This window comes from Streptomyces sp. WMMB 322, assembly GCF_900090145.1.
Taxonomy (GTDB): domain Bacteria; phylum Actinomycetota; class Actinomycetes; order Streptomycetales; family Streptomycetaceae; genus Streptomyces.
The window spans coordinates 22,021-35,776 of record NZ_FMHI01000019.1 but is presented as its reverse complement, the minus strand read 5'-3'; the positions used below and the strand labels follow the sequence as shown (position 1 = coordinate 35,776).

12 protein-coding genes are annotated in these 13,756 nt (G+C 72.7%); 2 read left to right on the top strand and 10 right to left on the bottom strand.

Features of this window, described 5'->3' with window-relative positions; genetic code table 11:
* Positions 1-99: 99 nt before the first annotated feature.
* Both H180DRAFT_RS24300 and H180DRAFT_RS24295 read right to left on the bottom strand, forming a co-directional pair.
* Positions 100-1,392 (bottom strand): FAD-dependent oxidoreductase, encoded by a 1,293-nt coding sequence (locus tag H180DRAFT_RS24300; RefSeq protein WP_055488275.1) that lies wholly within the window; start codon positions 1,390-1,392, stop codon positions 100-102.
* A 249-nt stretch (positions 1,393-1,641) separates the two neighbouring features.
* A complete protein-coding gene (locus H180DRAFT_RS24295; RefSeq protein WP_055488274.1) occupies positions 1,642-2,598 on the bottom strand; it encodes a LysR family transcriptional regulator in 957 nt (318 codons plus the stop codon).
* A gap of 319 nt (positions 2,599-2,917) precedes the next feature.
* On the opposite strand from H180DRAFT_RS24295, the gene H180DRAFT_RS24290 reads away from it, so the two are divergent.
* On the top strand, positions 2,918-3,739 hold the full coding sequence (locus tag H180DRAFT_RS24290; protein ID WP_055488273.1) for an IclR family transcriptional regulator: 822 nt from the start codon (positions 2,918-2,920) through the stop codon (positions 3,737-3,739).
* Positions 3,740-3,864: 125 nt separating this feature from the next.
* Here the strand turns inward: H180DRAFT_RS24290 and H180DRAFT_RS24285 are convergent, their stop codons facing one another.
* The 5 genes from H180DRAFT_RS24285 to H180DRAFT_RS24265 all read right to left on the bottom strand — a co-directional run bounded on the left by H180DRAFT_RS24285 (position 3,865) and on the right by H180DRAFT_RS24265 (position 7,866).
* A complete protein-coding gene (locus H180DRAFT_RS24285) occupies positions 3,865-4,785 on the bottom strand; it encodes a PDR/VanB family oxidoreductase (protein WP_055488374.1) in 921 nt (306 codons plus the stop codon).
* 116 nt (positions 4,786-4,901) lie between these two features.
* Positions 4,902-5,123, bottom strand: coding sequence for a hypothetical protein (locus tag H180DRAFT_RS24280; RefSeq protein ID WP_055488373.1), 222 nt, complete (start codon positions 5,121-5,123; stop codon positions 4,902-4,904).
* 5 nt (positions 5,124-5,128) lie between these two features.
* The gene (locus tag H180DRAFT_RS24275) at positions 5,129-6,193 is read right to left on the bottom strand and encodes an aromatic ring-hydroxylating oxygenase subunit alpha (RefSeq protein WP_055488272.1); all 1,065 of its coding nucleotides are present in this window, start codon (positions 6,191-6,193) and stop codon (positions 5,129-5,131) included.
* Positions 6,194-6,365: 172 nt separating this feature from the next.
* Positions 6,366-7,148 carry a dimethylargininase gene (gene ddaH, locus H180DRAFT_RS24270; RefSeq protein WP_055488271.1) on the bottom strand — a complete coding sequence of 261 codons (783 nt, stop codon included), beginning with the start codon at positions 7,146-7,148 and terminating at the stop codon, positions 6,366-6,368.
* 106 nt (positions 7,149-7,254) lie between these two features.
* Positions 7,255-7,866, bottom strand: a complete 612-nt coding sequence (locus H180DRAFT_RS24265; RefSeq protein ID WP_055488270.1) for a TetR/AcrR family transcriptional regulator — start codon at positions 7,864-7,866, stop codon at positions 7,255-7,257.
* 110 nt (positions 7,867-7,976) lie between these two features.
* On the opposite strand from H180DRAFT_RS24265, the gene H180DRAFT_RS24260 reads away from it, so the two are divergent.
* Positions 7,977-9,464 carry a cytochrome P450 gene (locus H180DRAFT_RS24260; protein WP_055488269.1) on the top strand — a complete coding sequence of 496 codons (1,488 nt, stop codon included), beginning with the start codon at positions 7,977-7,979 and terminating at the stop codon, positions 9,462-9,464.
* 99 nt (positions 9,465-9,563) lie between these two features.
* Here the strand turns inward: H180DRAFT_RS24260 and H180DRAFT_RS24255 are convergent, their stop codons facing one another.
* The 3 genes from H180DRAFT_RS24255 to H180DRAFT_RS29970 all read right to left on the bottom strand — a co-directional run bounded on the left by H180DRAFT_RS24255 (position 9,564) and on the right by H180DRAFT_RS29970 (position 13,504).
* On the bottom strand, positions 9,564-10,790 hold the full coding sequence (locus H180DRAFT_RS24255; RefSeq protein ID WP_055488268.1) for an FAD-dependent oxidoreductase: 1,227 nt from the start codon (positions 10,788-10,790) through the stop codon (positions 9,564-9,566).
* A 1,057-nt stretch (positions 10,791-11,847) separates the two neighbouring features.
* Positions 11,848-13,374, bottom strand: a complete 1,527-nt coding sequence (locus tag H180DRAFT_RS24250) for a bifunctional aminoglycoside phosphotransferase/ATP-binding protein (protein ID WP_055488267.1) — start codon at positions 13,372-13,374, stop codon at positions 11,848-11,850.
* Positions 13,367-13,504, bottom strand: coding sequence for a hypothetical protein (locus H180DRAFT_RS29970; RefSeq protein ID WP_159033603.1), 138 nt, complete (start codon positions 13,502-13,504; stop codon positions 13,367-13,369). The genes H180DRAFT_RS24250 and H180DRAFT_RS29970 overlap by 8 nt, the downstream gene beginning before the upstream one ends.
* Positions 13,505-13,756 lie beyond the last annotated feature (252 nt).

The window sequence follows — 13,756 nt, the reverse complement described above, 5'->3', positions numbered from 1 at the left end:
GTCTCCTCCTCTTCCCGCTTCCTGTCTGCTCCTCGGCCGCCCGCGTCGGCCGCGTTCCTGCCTGCGGGCCCGCGGCGGCCGAATTCGCACCCGGCCACGTCAGTCGTCGAGGTTGGCGGCGAGCCGTTCGCGGAGCACGGGGATGTCGATGTCGTGCACGCTGCCGTCACCCCCCGCGAGGTCGAGGGCGTGGGCGGCGCCGGCGCCCATGGCGGCGCACGGGCCCATGACGCGGACGCTGGAGAGGGCCGCGGCGTCCCCGTCGGCGCAGCGTCCCGCCGCGACGAGGTTGTCGGCCTGCGGGGAGAGCATCGAGCGCAGCGGGACGTAGTGCACGTGGTCGGCGTCGAACATCTCCCACACGTAGCCCTCGGGACGGTCGTGCAGTTCGACCGGCCACGCCGTACGGGCCACGGCGTCGTGGAAGCGGGTGCCGGCACGGACCTCGTCGAGGCCGAGGGCGTGAACCCCCTTGATCCAGCGGGTCTGGCGGCGGCCGGGCAGCCCGTAGGAGCGCACCCGCGCCCGCCCGAACGCCTTGGGGTACTCCGCCCGCAGGAACTCCACGACCAGGTCGGCCTGTTCGCGTCCTTCGAGCTGGGCCCGTGCGGCGCGAACGGGATCGAGCGGCGCCTCGATGTGGGTCATGTTCATCACGGCCGTGTTCCTGCCGGGGAAGAAGAAGGCGAGGCCGTCGCGGCGCAGCAGCCCGTACTCACCGGCCTTGCGGGCGACGTGCTCGGCGAGTTCCTCGCGTCCGGGCTGGTGCGTCTCGTCCAGGTGCTCCAGCACGATCTGCTGCGACCCGTAGATGGTCCTCTCCGGGACGCGGCAGGGCAGTCCCGCCTCCCAGGCGAGGGCCGCGTCCCCGCTGGCGTCGACGAAACCGTCTGCCTGGACGCGTACGTCGCCGAAGCGGGTCGCGAAGGTGACGGCTGCGATGCGGCGGCCGTCGCGCTCGACGCCGGTGATCGAGGCGCCGAGCACGACGCGGATGCCCAGTTCGCGGATTCTGCGCTCCACCCACCGGCCGAGGACCACTTCGTCATAACTGACGGTGATGGTGTGCCCCTTGTTGAAATGGAGGTCGTCGCTCGCCCCGAGAGCGGCGAAGACGTCGTCGAAGATGCCGTGTGTGAGCTGCCGGTAGCCGGGTGCGTTGCCGAAGACGCCGCAGAAGAGGCCGATGAGGGAGTTGACCATCTGGCCGCCCAGCACCGGCAGGCTGTCGACCATCACGACATCCCGTCCCAGCTGGGCCGACTCGATCGCGGCGGACACTCCGGAGACGCCGGCTCCCACGATGCACACGTCCGCGTCCAGGGCGTGAGCCACCGGGTCCGGCGTTTTGGTGACGGTGTGCAGGGTGAGTTCGGTCAGCGCGTGGGGCATCGGGCCTCCCTTGGCGAGCTGCGGCGGCACTGTCGGGTGCGGCGTGGACGCGGCGTCGCGGGCAGATTAGGGAGGTCACATCCGGAAAAGGAACGTCCGGTTCAATAGGCTCTTCGGCTGGCTGTCATCAACGGTCTTTATGGCCGGCAACTCAGCGGCAGGTCACAGCCGTTCCGGACGGGTCAGGGACGGACCCGCCCGGCGCGCACGGCGGACCACCCGCCGACCATCCCGCCGCCGGGCCGCCGGTCACGGCGCGGCCTCGGACGCCGCCCGCTCCACCAGGCCGCGCAGCCAGACGTTCGCGGGATCCTTGTCGTAGACGGTGTCCCACCACAGCAGTTCGTCGATCTCGTCGAGCGGGACCGGCCATTCCAGGGCCCGCACCCCGCGCTCGGCGGGCAGCCGCGCAGCGAGCCGGGCGGGGTACAGGGCGACCCGGCGCGTGCCGGCGATGAAGTCCGGGACCGCCCGGTAGCTCTCCACGCGTACGGCGACCCGCGGGCGTATGCCGAGCGCCGTCAGCTGCCGGGTCGCCGGGGAGGCCGAGGGGTAGCCGGCGTCCCGGTGGTACGGGACCACCCATGGCAGCGGCGTGAGGTCCTCCAGGCCGAAGGAGTCCGCTTCGTACAGCGGATGGTCCGCGGAGAGCAGGCACATCCAGCGGTCCTTGAACAGCGGCTGCGAGCCGACCGGGGTGCGGAAGTGGCCCAGACGCGGGGAGACCATGCCGTCGACGAGCCTGATGGCCTCGACGATGTCGCCGCCGATCGTCTCCCGTACGAGCCGCATGTGCAGGGCGGCACGCGGCGCCTCTCGCTCCAGCAGCCGCGAGATCCGGTCGCCGAGGACGGTCGCCGGATAGTCGGACATCAGCAGCGTGAACTCGCGCCGCGAGGCGGAGGGGTCGAAGGCGCTGCCGGTGGCGAAGAGCCGTTCGGTGGCCGCGCACACCGTCTCCACCTGGTCGGTCAGCTGCGTGGCCAGCGGAGTGAGGACGTACGCGTTCCCGGTGCGCAGCAGCAGTTCGTCCCCGAAGTGCCGGCGCAGCCGGGACAGCGAGGCGCTGACGGCCGGCTGGGAGACCCCGAGTTGCCGGGCCGCCCGCGTGACGTTCCGCTCCCGGAACAGCTCGCGCAACGTGACCAGGAGGTTCAGGTCGAGGTTGGCGAGGTGTGCGGGTGTGCGCTCCGGTGGGGTTGCCATGCGGGCAGCGTGCGCGGTGGTTCCTCCGGCGGCAAGGCTCTGACGGCGGTGGACGCAGCCGGGCGGGGAAGACGCGGGCAGGGGAGGAACGCGGAACCGGGCGGAGCGGGACACGGACCGGGCACGCCGGCGCAAGCGGGCACGGGCGCCGTTCCCGGTGGTGAGCACCGTCGTGGGACGCCCCGCGCCCGGGTCTGTCCGGCCCGCGCCGGGGGCGCCTGTCTCAGCGGCGGGCCCGCCGCTCACGTTGACGGATGGCGTGGGCCTGTCTAGCTTTTCGCCGGGGCGGCCCGGTCCGATTCGTCCGAAGGAGAGCCACATGCGCGAGGAGAACCGGGCCGTGGCGAGCACCGGCTCCGTGACCGGCAGAGCCCTTCGCGTTCTGGAGGCCTTCTCCCCCGCCGCCCCCGTCCTCACCCTCACGGAGATCTCACGCCGCAGCGGACTGCCACTGACCACGGCGCACCGTCTCGTGAGCGAACTCGCCGAGTGGGGCGCCCTGGAGCGCGACCCCGAGAGGGGCTACCGCATCGGCCTGCGGCTGTGGGAGATAGCGGCACTCGCCCCGCGGGGGATGGGCCTGCGCGAGGTCGCACTCCCCCACCTGTCGGACCTGGCGCGCGTGACCGCCGAGAACGTGCAACTGGCCGTGCGTGAGGAGATGTCGGTCGTGTACGTGGAGCGGCTCGCGGGACGCCACTCCGTTCCGGTACTCACCCGGGTCGGCGGACGGTTCGCGCTGACGCCGACCAGCGTGGGACGCGTCCTGCTGGCCTACGCACCACCGGAGGTGCAGGAAGACGCCCTCGCTCAGCGGCCCGTCCGCTACACCGAACGCACCGAGTGCGATCCGGCACGGCTGCGTCAGGCCCTCGCAGAGGTACGGCACACCGGAGTCGCCGTGTGCGAGCGGCAGGTGACGATGGACAGCGTCTCCGTGGCCGCTCCCGTGCACGGTCCGGGCGGCGCGGTCGTCGCTGCCGTCTCCGTCGTCGCACACGTGGACTCGGTGCAGGGCCACACCCTCGTGCCCCTTGTGCAGGTGGCCGCCTCCGGCATTTCGCGCGCACTGGGCGCCACGCCGCCCGGCTCCCCCGCGCCACGGCCGGTGCGTGCGGTCCGTGGCTCCGTGCGCCGCTGATCCGCTGCCGGACGAGCACGCCGGTGCCGCGCCGGTGCCCGAGGAGCACGCCGGTGAGCGACGTGCGGGCCGCGCGGGCCGCACACCACCACGTCCGCGGCCGTGCACGGCACAGGGTCAGGGATTCACAGATCCAGCACGAGCCGGTCGCCGCGGCACCGGGAGACGCAGAGGAACATCACGTCCGCGGCTGCGCGTTCGTGCGGCGTGAGCAGTGAGTCCCGGTGTTCGGGCTCGCCCCCGAGCACCGTGGTCTCGCACGTGCCGCAGGTGCCCTCCCGGCACGACGAGAGCACCTCGACCCCGGCCTCCTCGACGGCCTCCAGCACGGAGCGTCCTGCCGGGACCGTCAACTCCCTCCCGGACCGCGCGAGTTCCACGACGAAGGTGGTGCCGCTCCCCTCGTCCTCCCGCACGCGCGGTGTGAACCGTTCGATGTGCAACGCGCCCTGCGGCCATGGGCGGCACCGCTGCTCGACCGCGTCGAGCAGCGGTGCGGGACCGCAGCAGTAGACGGCGGTGTGCGGGCTGGGTGACCGCAGCACCGGGTCCAGGTCCAGCATTCCGTCCTCGTCCTGAGGGCACAGCCGGACCCGTCCGGGCCAGCGCTGTGCCAGCCTGCCGGCGAACGCCATGGAGGAGCGTGTGCGGCCGCCGTAGAGGAGGTGCCAGTCGGCGCCGCGGCGGTCGGCCTCGGCGAGCATGGGGACGATCGGGGTGATGCCTATGCCGCCGGCGATGAAGAGGTAGGCGGGGGCGGGGACCAGTGCGAAGTTGTTGCGCGGCCCGCGTACGCGGACCGCCGTCCCTTCGGCGAGTTCGTCGTGCACGTACCGCGAGCCGCCCCGCCCGTCGTCCACGCGCAGGACGGCCACCTGGTACGAGGAGGTGTCCCCCGGGTCGCCGCACAGCGAGTACTGCCGCTCCAGCCCCTCCCCGAACAGCAGGTCGAGGTGTGCGCCGGGTGTCCACGCCGGCAGCGTCCCTCCGCCGGGCCTTGCGAGGGTCAGGCGCACGACGGCATCGGCGAGGTGCTCCTTGCGCATCACGGTCAGGGTCAGGACGCTCTCGCCGGTTGCAGTCGCTTCGCCATGTGCCTCGCCGGCCGGACTGGCCGGACCGGCAGGGCTGGCAGGGCCGGCCGGGCTCGCAGCGTTGCTGTTCACGCGTGCTCTCCTTCGTCTCGTCGCGGCACGGGACCGTCGTGCGCGGAGGATCCGCCCTCTTCCGGATGTGCGAGCAGCCAGTCCCACAGGTGCACCGGATCGTCGAACTCCCGCTCGCGGCCGCAGAAGCAGCGTGCGAGGAGCAGATCGGTTCCCGGGATCCAGCGGATGCGCCGTACTCCGGGCGCCGGTGGGGAGGCCGCCGGGTGCGTGTCCATCCCGGTCACCGCGCGGCCGGCTCGCGGCGGCGCTCGCCTTCCTCGCGCAGCCGGGCGAGGATGCGCCGGGCGGCGAGACCCCCCGTGTCGATGTTGATGCTCAGCTCCTGGCGGCCCGGAGGCTCCGAAGCCAGCGCCTTCTCCAGGGCGTCGAGGGCGACGACGTCCTGGAGGACCACCGTGCGGTTGTTCTCCCCCAGGAAGTCGGAGACCTTCTCGTCGCCGGTCGCGAAGTCCCGTGCGACGGCCCAGAAGTCGTGGGTGCTGCCTTCGGTCTCCGGGGTGATGGCGTAGACGACCTCCACGTGGAAGGCCCCGGGGTCGCTGCCGTCGGCACCGGGCGGCGGCGTGCCCACCGGAGCGATGCGGCTGTGCAGCAAGTACAGGCAGGGGGCGAGGTATTCGATGTCCTGCCACCGCGTGATGCGGCCTTCGATGCCGGTGGACTCGGCGTAGAAGGGAGGGCAGGCGGCGTCCTCCATGTGACGGCTGACCCGCACGATGCCGGCGGCCTCGTCGACCTCCGTGGTGATGGGGGTCTCCGCGACCTCGGGGGTGCCGATGTAGCCGCCGTGCAGATACGTCTCGTGGGAGAGGTCCAGCAGGTTGTCCACCAGCAGGCCGTAGCGCGCCGCGAGCGGCTCCATCCCGCGCACGACGCTCCAGCCCGGAAGGTCGAGCCATGGTGCGCGCGGAATTCGTCCCTCGTCTGCCTCTGCGGGGTCGCCGATCCAGACCCAGACGAAGGAGTCCCGCTCGGCGACCGGGTACGTCGCCAACCGTGCCGTACGCGGAATCCGCTGCTGCCCCGGCACCGAGACGCACACACCGTCCGTGCCGTACGTGAAGCCGTGGTACCCGCACAGCACGCGGTCGCCGTCCAGCCGGCTGGGCTCCTGGGACAGCGGATACCGGCGGTGCACGCACCGGTCCGCCATGGCCGTCACCGCGCCGGCCCGGGTACGCCAGAGCAGCAGCGGCTCACCGCAGACCGTACGGGAGAAGAGCGCGCGGCCGATCTCCGTGCCGTAGGCGGCCACATACCACTGATTCAGGACAAAGGATGTCATGACGCCTCCTGCCCGTAACGGGCCGCAGGGGAGGTATGGGAGGCACCACCGTGCGCCCGGCCGCCGGGCCCGGAACAGAGGCGTTTCCGGTCAGCGGAAGACGGCGCTGCCGCCGGTCCGCTCCGCAGCGCGCTCCCGGCGCCGCGCTCCCGGCCGCCTGGCTCCTGGCCGCCTACGCGGCTGCGGGCAGGTCACGCAGCCGAACGGAGAGGCAGGTCACGCAGCCCTCCAGCTTCTCGAACTCCCCGATGTCCACAAGGACGGGCTCGTAACCCGCCCCGGACAGCATTTCCGCCGTCCGGGGCGCACTCGCGGCCATGAGCAGCCGGTTCCCGCCGAGGAGTACGACGTGGGCGCCGGATTCCTCCGGCACGGGCCGGAAGGCGGGAAACCGGGACGGGTCGTCGACGAGCGGCGGGTGGCCGATGACGGTGCCGTCGGGCAGCGCGGTGACGGCGGACTTCAGGTGCAGCACCCCCGCGACGGGAACGGGCACCACGCGTACGCCCAACGGCTCGAAGGCGGACCGCAGTTGGCGCACGCCTTCCTCGTTGGTGCGCCCGCCGGTCCCGACGTACACGGTCTCTCCGCTCTTGAGCACGTCGCCGCCGTCCACCGTCCCCGGGGCCCCGACACGGCGGACCGCGTAGCCCAGGCCACGCACCGACGCCTCGACCGCTGCGGTCTCGGCGCGTCTCGACGGCGCTCCGGAGCGGCAGATCAGCGCGGTCCCGCGCAGAACGACCACGGCGTCCTCCACGAACACGCTGTCGGGACAGGCCTCTTCGGCCGGCACTTCGACGGTGCGCCAGCCGTTGTCCCGCAACGCCCGTACATAGCCCTCCCATTGGACGACGGCGCGTTCACGGTCCACGGGCACCCGCTCCACGTGGGTGACCAGCCCCTCGGCGAGGCTCGCGGCGGGCGGGCGTACGAGCGCCTTCGGTTCGCTCACGGGGCGGTTCCCCCTCCGGTGTCCGGCGGGCCGCTCGCACGGCCCGCGTTCCTCTTGGTGTCCGCTGCCGCCGGCAGGTCGCGGTGACCGCACGGGCGCAGCCGCCTCACGGGGGCGTGATCGCGCCCAGCAGCGCCCGTGCGCACAGGTCGCGCACCTGGTCGCGCGGCATCCTGGGCTCCTCTTCGAGCCACTCCAGGCACACCGTCACCATGAAGGACAGCCAGCCGCGTACGGCGATGCGGAGCGTGGGCAGGTCTCCGGCGGTGCTGGACTCCGGGTCCGCTGCGAGCGCGTCCAGGATCTGCCGCTCCTGAGCCGCAAGGCCTTCCCTGTAGACCCTGCGCACGGCCGGGTCGCCGGCGGCCTCGGCCCGGTGGAAGGCCCGGAAGCCCTGCGCATGTTCCTCCACGTACTCGAGGAAGCACTCCAGGCCGCTGGTGAGCTGCTCCCGTACCGGCACTCCCGGTACCGCGGCGGTCAGCCGGAGCATCCGGCGGCTCTCCCGCCCGACGACGGCGGCGAAGAACTCGTTCTTGGTCGGGAAATAGTGGTAGAGGAGGCCGCGGGAGACGCCCGCGATCTCGGCGACCAGCTCGATCGACACGTCCTCGTGGGGCCTGGCGGCGAACAGCCGTGCGCCCACGGCCAGAAGCTCCTCGCGACGCTCCTCGGTGCTGAGCCGGCGGCGCGTACGCTCCCCGTGCTTCTCGCCCATGACCCGTCACTTTACTTGACGCCCGCAGGACGGCGCGCCCAGACTGAGCCCCTATTGAACTCATGTACAACAAGCCCGATCGCGGTGTACGGCACGGGGAGTTGAGGTTGATGACCCAGGCGCAGGCGTCGCAGCCCGCTGCCCGGAACAAGGGGTTCCGAAGTGCCCGGCTCGACTGGCCCGAACTGCACCGCATCCCGCATCCGCCGCGCCGCATACCCGTGCTGGGTGACGTGCTCGGCAGCAGCGCGCGCTCCCCCGTACAGGACTCGATGCGCATCGGACTCGAACTCGGCCCCGTCTTCCGGCGCAAGGCGTTCAACCGGGAGATCGTCTTCGTCTGGGGCGCGGGTCTCGCAGCCGAACTCGCCGACGAGTCCCGCTTCGCCAAGCACGTCGGCCTCGGTGTCGCCAACCTCCGCCCCCTCGCCGGGGACGGCCTCTTCACCGCGTACAACCACGAGCCCAACTGGCAGCTCGCGCACGACATTCTCGCGCCGGGCTTCAGCCGTGCGGCCATGGAGGGCTACCACCCGCTGATGCTCGACGTCGCCCGGCAGCTCACCTCTCACTGGGACGCACGCAGCGACGCGGGCGACGCCGTCGACGTACCGGGTGACATGACCAAGCTGACCCTGGAGACCATCGCGCGCACCGGGTTCGGACACGACTTCGACTCCTTCGAACGCTCCCGTCCGCACCCGTTCGTGACGGCCATGGTCGGTGCGCTCTCGTACGCGCAGCGCCGCAACACCGCACCGCCGCTCATCGGCCGGCTCCTGCAGCGCGGCGCAGCGAAGCGCAACGCCGCCGACCGCGAGTACCTCGACCACACGGTCGACCAGGTCGTCGGAGCCCGTCGCCGGTCCGGCGGCAGCGGTGCCCACGGCGACCTGCTGGACCGCATGCTGGAGACGGCGCACCCCGAGACAGGAGAGCGGCTGTCGCCGGAGAACATCCGCCGCCAGGTCGTCACCTTCCTCATCGCCGGACACGAGACCACCTCCGGAGCGCTCTCGTTCGCCCTCCACTACCTCTCCCGCAATCCGGACGTGCTGGCACGGGCGCAGGCCGAGGTGGACGAGGTCTGGGGCGGCGCCGAAGAACCGGCGTACGAGCAGGTCGCGAGGCTGCGTTACCTGCGGCGTGTGCTGGACGAGTCGCTGCGGCTGTGGCCCACCGCCCCCGCCTTCTCCCGCGAGGCACTCCAGGACACGACACTCGGCGGTGTCCATCCGCTGCGCCGAGGGGCCTGGGCCCTGGTGCTGATCACGCTGCTCCACCGCGATCCGGCCGCCTGGGGCGCGAACGCCGAGGAATTCGATCCGGACCGCTTCGAGCCGAAGGCAGTGCGCGCACGGCCCGCGCACGTCTTCAAACCGTTCGGGACGGGCGCCCGCGCGTGCATCGGGCGGCAGTTCGCGCTGCACGAGGCGACGCTCGTGCTGGGGCTGCTGCTCCGCCGCTACGACTTCCGGGCCGATCCGGACTACCGGCTGCGTGTCGACGAGCGGCTCACCCTCATGCCGCGGGACCTCCGGCTGCACCTCACGCGCCGCAAGGCGGCGCAGACCCCGGCGGCGGCCGCACGCGGCTGACCCGGACCGCCGTTCGCGGCGCCGGCGGCGGGAGCGGCCGGGACGGGGACAGCAGAGACGGATGGGACGAGGGGACGAGGGGACGAGCGAAACGGAACGTCAACTGCCCTGCACAGCGGGCGAGTCGAGGGGCAGCGGCGTGTCCCAGTCCAGCTGACGTGCCAGCTCCTCCTCGGCAGCCGGCTCGGAGGCGGACGCCGAATCGCCGTTGCGGCGGCTCCACTTGGCGCGGTAGTCGCTGAGCCGCTTCTGCAGCCGACCCGGAGCGGGCCGACGGGCCGTCAGGCGGGCGCTGTTGAGGATGTTGCTTTCGACGCGCGGTCTGCGCAGCCTCTCGTAGCTCTCCAGCGCCGTGCCCGTATCGGGGGCGTCCCGGAGCGACTTGGCGAGCACCACCGCGTCCTCCAGCGCCATCGAAGCCCCTTGACCCGTCGCCGGTGAGGCCGCGTGGGCGGCGTCACCGATGAGGAGCATCCTCGGGGTGCGCCACCGGGTTACCGTCGACAGGTCACTGGCGTTGGTCACCATCAGCCTCGTGCCGGTCGCCTCGACGATGTCCGCGGCGGGGGTCGCGTCGGGCCGCAGCAGCGGCAGAAGCTCGTCCCGCCACTGTGCGGGAGTCGTGTCCGCGATCTCGGCGTCACTCAGCTCCGGCGCCGACACGCGTGCGAACCAGAAGGTCTCCCCGCCCGGGGAGACCGCGTAGCCCATGGCGGCCCCGCTGCCCCGCAGCATGTCGATGCGCCCGGGTTCGCTCGGCGGCGCGGCCTCGGTGGTGTACCCGTAGAAGACCCGCTGGCCGGCGTAGCGCGGCCGGGCGGCCGCAGGGTCGGTGAACGGCCTGACGACGGAGTGGATTCCGTCGGCGCCGAGCAGCAAGTCGCCCCGTGCGGTGCTGCCGTCGGCGAACTCTGCGGTGACGCCCGCATCGTCCTCGGTGGCCGTGACGAAGCGCTCGCCGTGCCGGACGGAGATCCCCCGCCGGACCGCCTCCTCCCGCAGCACGGTGCACAGTTCGGCGCGGCGCAGGCAGCGGAAGCGCGTGAGGGGATCACCGGTCTCGCCGAGCGGGACGGTCGAGACCACGGAACCGTTGTCGCCGGTGAGGCGCATCGTCGTCAGTTCGAATCCAGCTCGGGCCACCACCCGCGCCGAGCCGAACTGCGCCAGCGCGAGCATCCCGTTGCTCGCGAGAGTGAGGAACGCACCGATGTCGGCACCGCTTTCCGGATGCGCCTCGTGGACGGCGACCTCGAAGCCGGCCTTGTCGAGGGCCAGCGCCGCGGCGGTTCCGGCGATGCCGCCACCGATGATCAGGATCCGCATCTTCGAAGCCCTCATTCGCTGTTCGGTGCGCCGGCTGGGCGGCCCGTCGACGAGTCTCGTCGCGGACGGGACGCTCCGGCACCGCCGATGGCCGTGCGGACCGTGCCTCCCGGGTGAACGGTACCCGTTGGCGGGCCTCCGCATCCGGGGGAGGCGGCAGGCCGTCCGTGCCGCGCCCGCAGGTCCGCCGGGCGGGGCGGGTCCGTCACGCCCGCCGGCGTGCGCCGACGTGCTTCCCGGTCGCACAGCGCGATGCTCCGGTCGCAGAGCGCGGTCGTCATGCGCGGAAAGTCGTCGGCGAGCGTGCGCAGTACGTGAGTTGTCCGCGCCGATTTGCTTCCAGGAGGATTTCCGTCTGCCACTGGACGGGAGAGACCACCGGACGAGGGAGACCGCCGGACGAGGGCGGGCAGATTCTGAGCCGAGGGCTGTCCACTTCTCGCGGACCCGGATTGCGCGGTGCGCGGACCTTCTTCTCCGCTTCTCCGCGCCTCATGCCCTCGGCTCAGCTTCATGGCACCACGGTCCGCCGTCCGCCGGTAGGGCCGACCGGCCCAGGCCGGACTCCGGCCTGGGCCGGCGGGGCCGAGCGGCAGCGCCCCGGCTCACCGCGAACCCCCGCAGGCCACGTCACCGGCTGCGGGGCCTGCCCGTGCGGGCCGGGCCCCGGGAGCCGACGGCTACGGCAGTACGCTCAGTACGCCCAGTAGGCCCAGTACGAGGACGACCTCCGCCTTGCGGTGCGTCCCCTCGCTTTCGCGGGGGAGGCACCATGCATCCGACGCCGCGGGGCCGATCCACGAAGATCCGGACGACAGGCCCCTGGGCCCTGTCTGACAAATAGCGTCGTACGTCCGTCAGGACGTGGGTTGCGGTGTCTGGTGCGTGCGGTCGCAAGGCGGAGGGTGGGGGTACCTCCCGGGCCGCCAGGCCCAGGGGGAGAGAGCGCAGCGGGCTGCGCCGACGATCGACAACGCAGCGTGGGGGCGCCCCCGGCCGAAGGCTGGGGGAGTGCGTGCCAGACACCGCAACCCAGACGGGATTTGTCAGACAGGGCCTAGTCCGGCTCCATGTAGGGACGGCGGAAGACCGGGGCCTGGCCGGGGGCGTGCGGACGGACGGCTGTCAGCGCCTGGGCGACGGCCGCCTCCAGTGCCCCGCCGGTGTCGACACCGACGGCTTCCGGCCACGGCGGTTCCCTGGCCTCCATGGCGTCGGCCACGTCCGGGCCCGCGTCGGAGACTCCGGCCGTGCGGCCGGCCAGGCGCTCGGCCGCCGTCCCGCGCGGGACGTGGCAGTGGAGCGCCACCAGGTCCGCGTGGGTGCGTTCTGCCATGCGCACTGCGGCTTCGCGCTGATCCGCGTCGGACCAGGTGGCGTCCAGGACCACGGACTCCCCCTGGGAGAGCAGCGCCGACGCACGGTCGAGGAGAGCCGCGTACGTCTTGTGGGTCCACTCCGGAGCGTAGAGCCCCTCGCCGTAGGGGGCGGCGGCCGACTGCTCCGGGGCAAGGCCGGCGAGTTCCTTGCGGACGCGGTCGCTGCTGAGCAGCGTGACGCCCAGGCGGTCGGCGAGCGCGCCGGACAGCGTGGACTTGCCGCTGCCGGGGAGCCCTCCGACGAGCGTCACGCCCACGGCGGAGGCACGCAGGTGACGCAGGGCGGTCGTCATCAGCCGCTGTGCCGCGGCCTGCGCGCCCGGCCTGCCCTGACGGGCCTGGATGACGGAGACCTTGGCGCGGACGAACGCGCGGTAGGCGACGTAGTGGTGCCGCAGGGAGGCCGGTGCCTGATCACCCGAGAACTCGCTGTACTCGGCGAGGAGGAACTCGGCCTCCTCCGGCGCCCCGAGTTGCTCCAGGTCCATGGCCAGGAAGGCGGCGTCGTCGAGGCCGTCGACGTACCGGAGACGGTCGTCGAACTCCAGGCAGTCCAGCACCCGGGGGCCGTCGTCGAGGCAGAAGACGTCATCGGCGAGCAGGTCCCCGTGACCGTCGACCACCCGACCCTGCTCGATCCGCTTGGTGAACAGGGGCTCGCGGCCCGCCAGGTAGCGGCGCACCAGCTCTTCGGCCTCCGGGAGTCCGTCGGGCACGGGGCCCTGCCCGGACAGCTCGTGGACCTGGGCGAAGCTCGCCTCCCAGCGCGACGAGAGCGCGTCGCGCGTGCCCTCCTCGCTCACCTCGGGGCCGCGGGGTGCCCGCGCGTGGTGGGCTGCGAGCAGCCGGGCCACGTCCCGCACGGCGTCGCGGACGGGCGCGCCCTCCCGTGCGAGGCGTGAAAGGCGTCGTTCCTCCGGCATGCGCCGCATCACCACGACGGGTTCGGCCACGTCCGCATCCGGACCGCGGAATTCACCGACCCCCAGGTAGACGTCGGGCGCGAAGCGGCGGTTGAGCTCGACTTCCCGTTCGCACACGGCCCGGCGGGCCGTCACCGAGGTGTAGTCCAGGAACGTCAGATCGACCGGCTTCTTGACCTTGTACGCGCGGTCCCCGGCCAGGAAGACCACCGCAGTGTGGCTCTCCAGGGCCTCCGCGTGCGAGAGCGGCGCCGGAGTCCCTGTGCCGCCCGTGTCAGCCATGAGCGAGGACCACGGGAGGCGCCCAGGGACGCGACGGGCAGCCGGCCCGGGCCACCGGCCCCGGGGCGCCGAGCGTTCCGGAGGAGCCGTCCGGGCCCCCGGTGAGGACCAGGGCCTGTCCTCGGTCCATGGGATGCCTCCTCGAGCGGCAGGGCCACGTGGGTGCGGGGCGGGCCCGCGAATGCGGGGGCGCTGCCCCGGCGACGTGACCGAGTCGGACGTGATGCGACGAGTCCTTGCTCCATCCTCACGCGGGTCGTGCCGCCCCGCACCCGCGCGAGGGCGGCACCCGCACCCCGCAGAGGGGCGGAGCCCTCGCGCGCGACGGGCGTCAGCTCCCTGCCGGAGTGAACATGGAGGCACAGGGACGGACGAGCGGCCG

Bases quoted from the DNA above. Each gene is read 5' to 3' on its own strand.
- H180DRAFT_RS24300 (WP_055488275.1), bottom strand. From the start codon at position 1,392: ATGCCCCACGCGCTGACCGAACTCACCCTGCACACCGTCACCAAAACG.
- H180DRAFT_RS24295 (WP_055488274.1), bottom strand. From the start codon at position 2,598: ATGGCAACCCCACCGGAGCGCACACCCGCACACCTCGCCAACCTCGAC.
- H180DRAFT_RS24290 (WP_055488273.1), top strand. From the start codon at position 2,918: ATGCGCGAGGAGAACCGGGCCGTGGCGAGCACCGGCTCCGTGACCGGC.
- H180DRAFT_RS24285 (WP_055488374.1), bottom strand. From the start codon at position 4,785: ATGCGCAAGGAGCACCTCGCCGATGCCGTCGTGCGCCTGACCCTCGCA.
- H180DRAFT_RS24280 (WP_055488373.1), bottom strand. From the start codon at position 5,123: ATGGACACGCACCCGGCGGCCTCCCCACCGGCGCCCGGAGTACGGCGC.
- H180DRAFT_RS24275 (WP_055488272.1), bottom strand. From the start codon at position 6,193: ATGACATCCTTTGTCCTGAATCAGTGGTATGTGGCCGCCTACGGCACG.
- H180DRAFT_RS24265 (WP_055488270.1), bottom strand. From the start codon at position 7,866: ATGGGCGAGAAGCACGGGGAGCGTACGCGCCGCCGGCTCAGCACCGAG.
- H180DRAFT_RS24260 (WP_055488269.1), top strand. From the start codon at position 7,977: ATGACCCAGGCGCAGGCGTCGCAGCCCGCTGCCCGGAACAAGGGGTTC.
- H180DRAFT_RS24255 (WP_055488268.1), bottom strand. From the start codon at position 10,790: ATGCGGATCCTGATCATCGGTGGCGGCATCGCCGGAACCGCCGCGGCG.
- H180DRAFT_RS24250 (WP_055488267.1), bottom strand. From the start codon at position 13,374: ATGGCTGACACGGGCGGCACAGGGACTCCGGCGCCGCTCTCGCACGCG.
- H180DRAFT_RS29970 (WP_159033603.1), bottom strand. From the start codon at position 13,504: ATGGACCGAGGACAGGCCCTGGTCCTCACCGGGGGCCCGGACGGCTCC.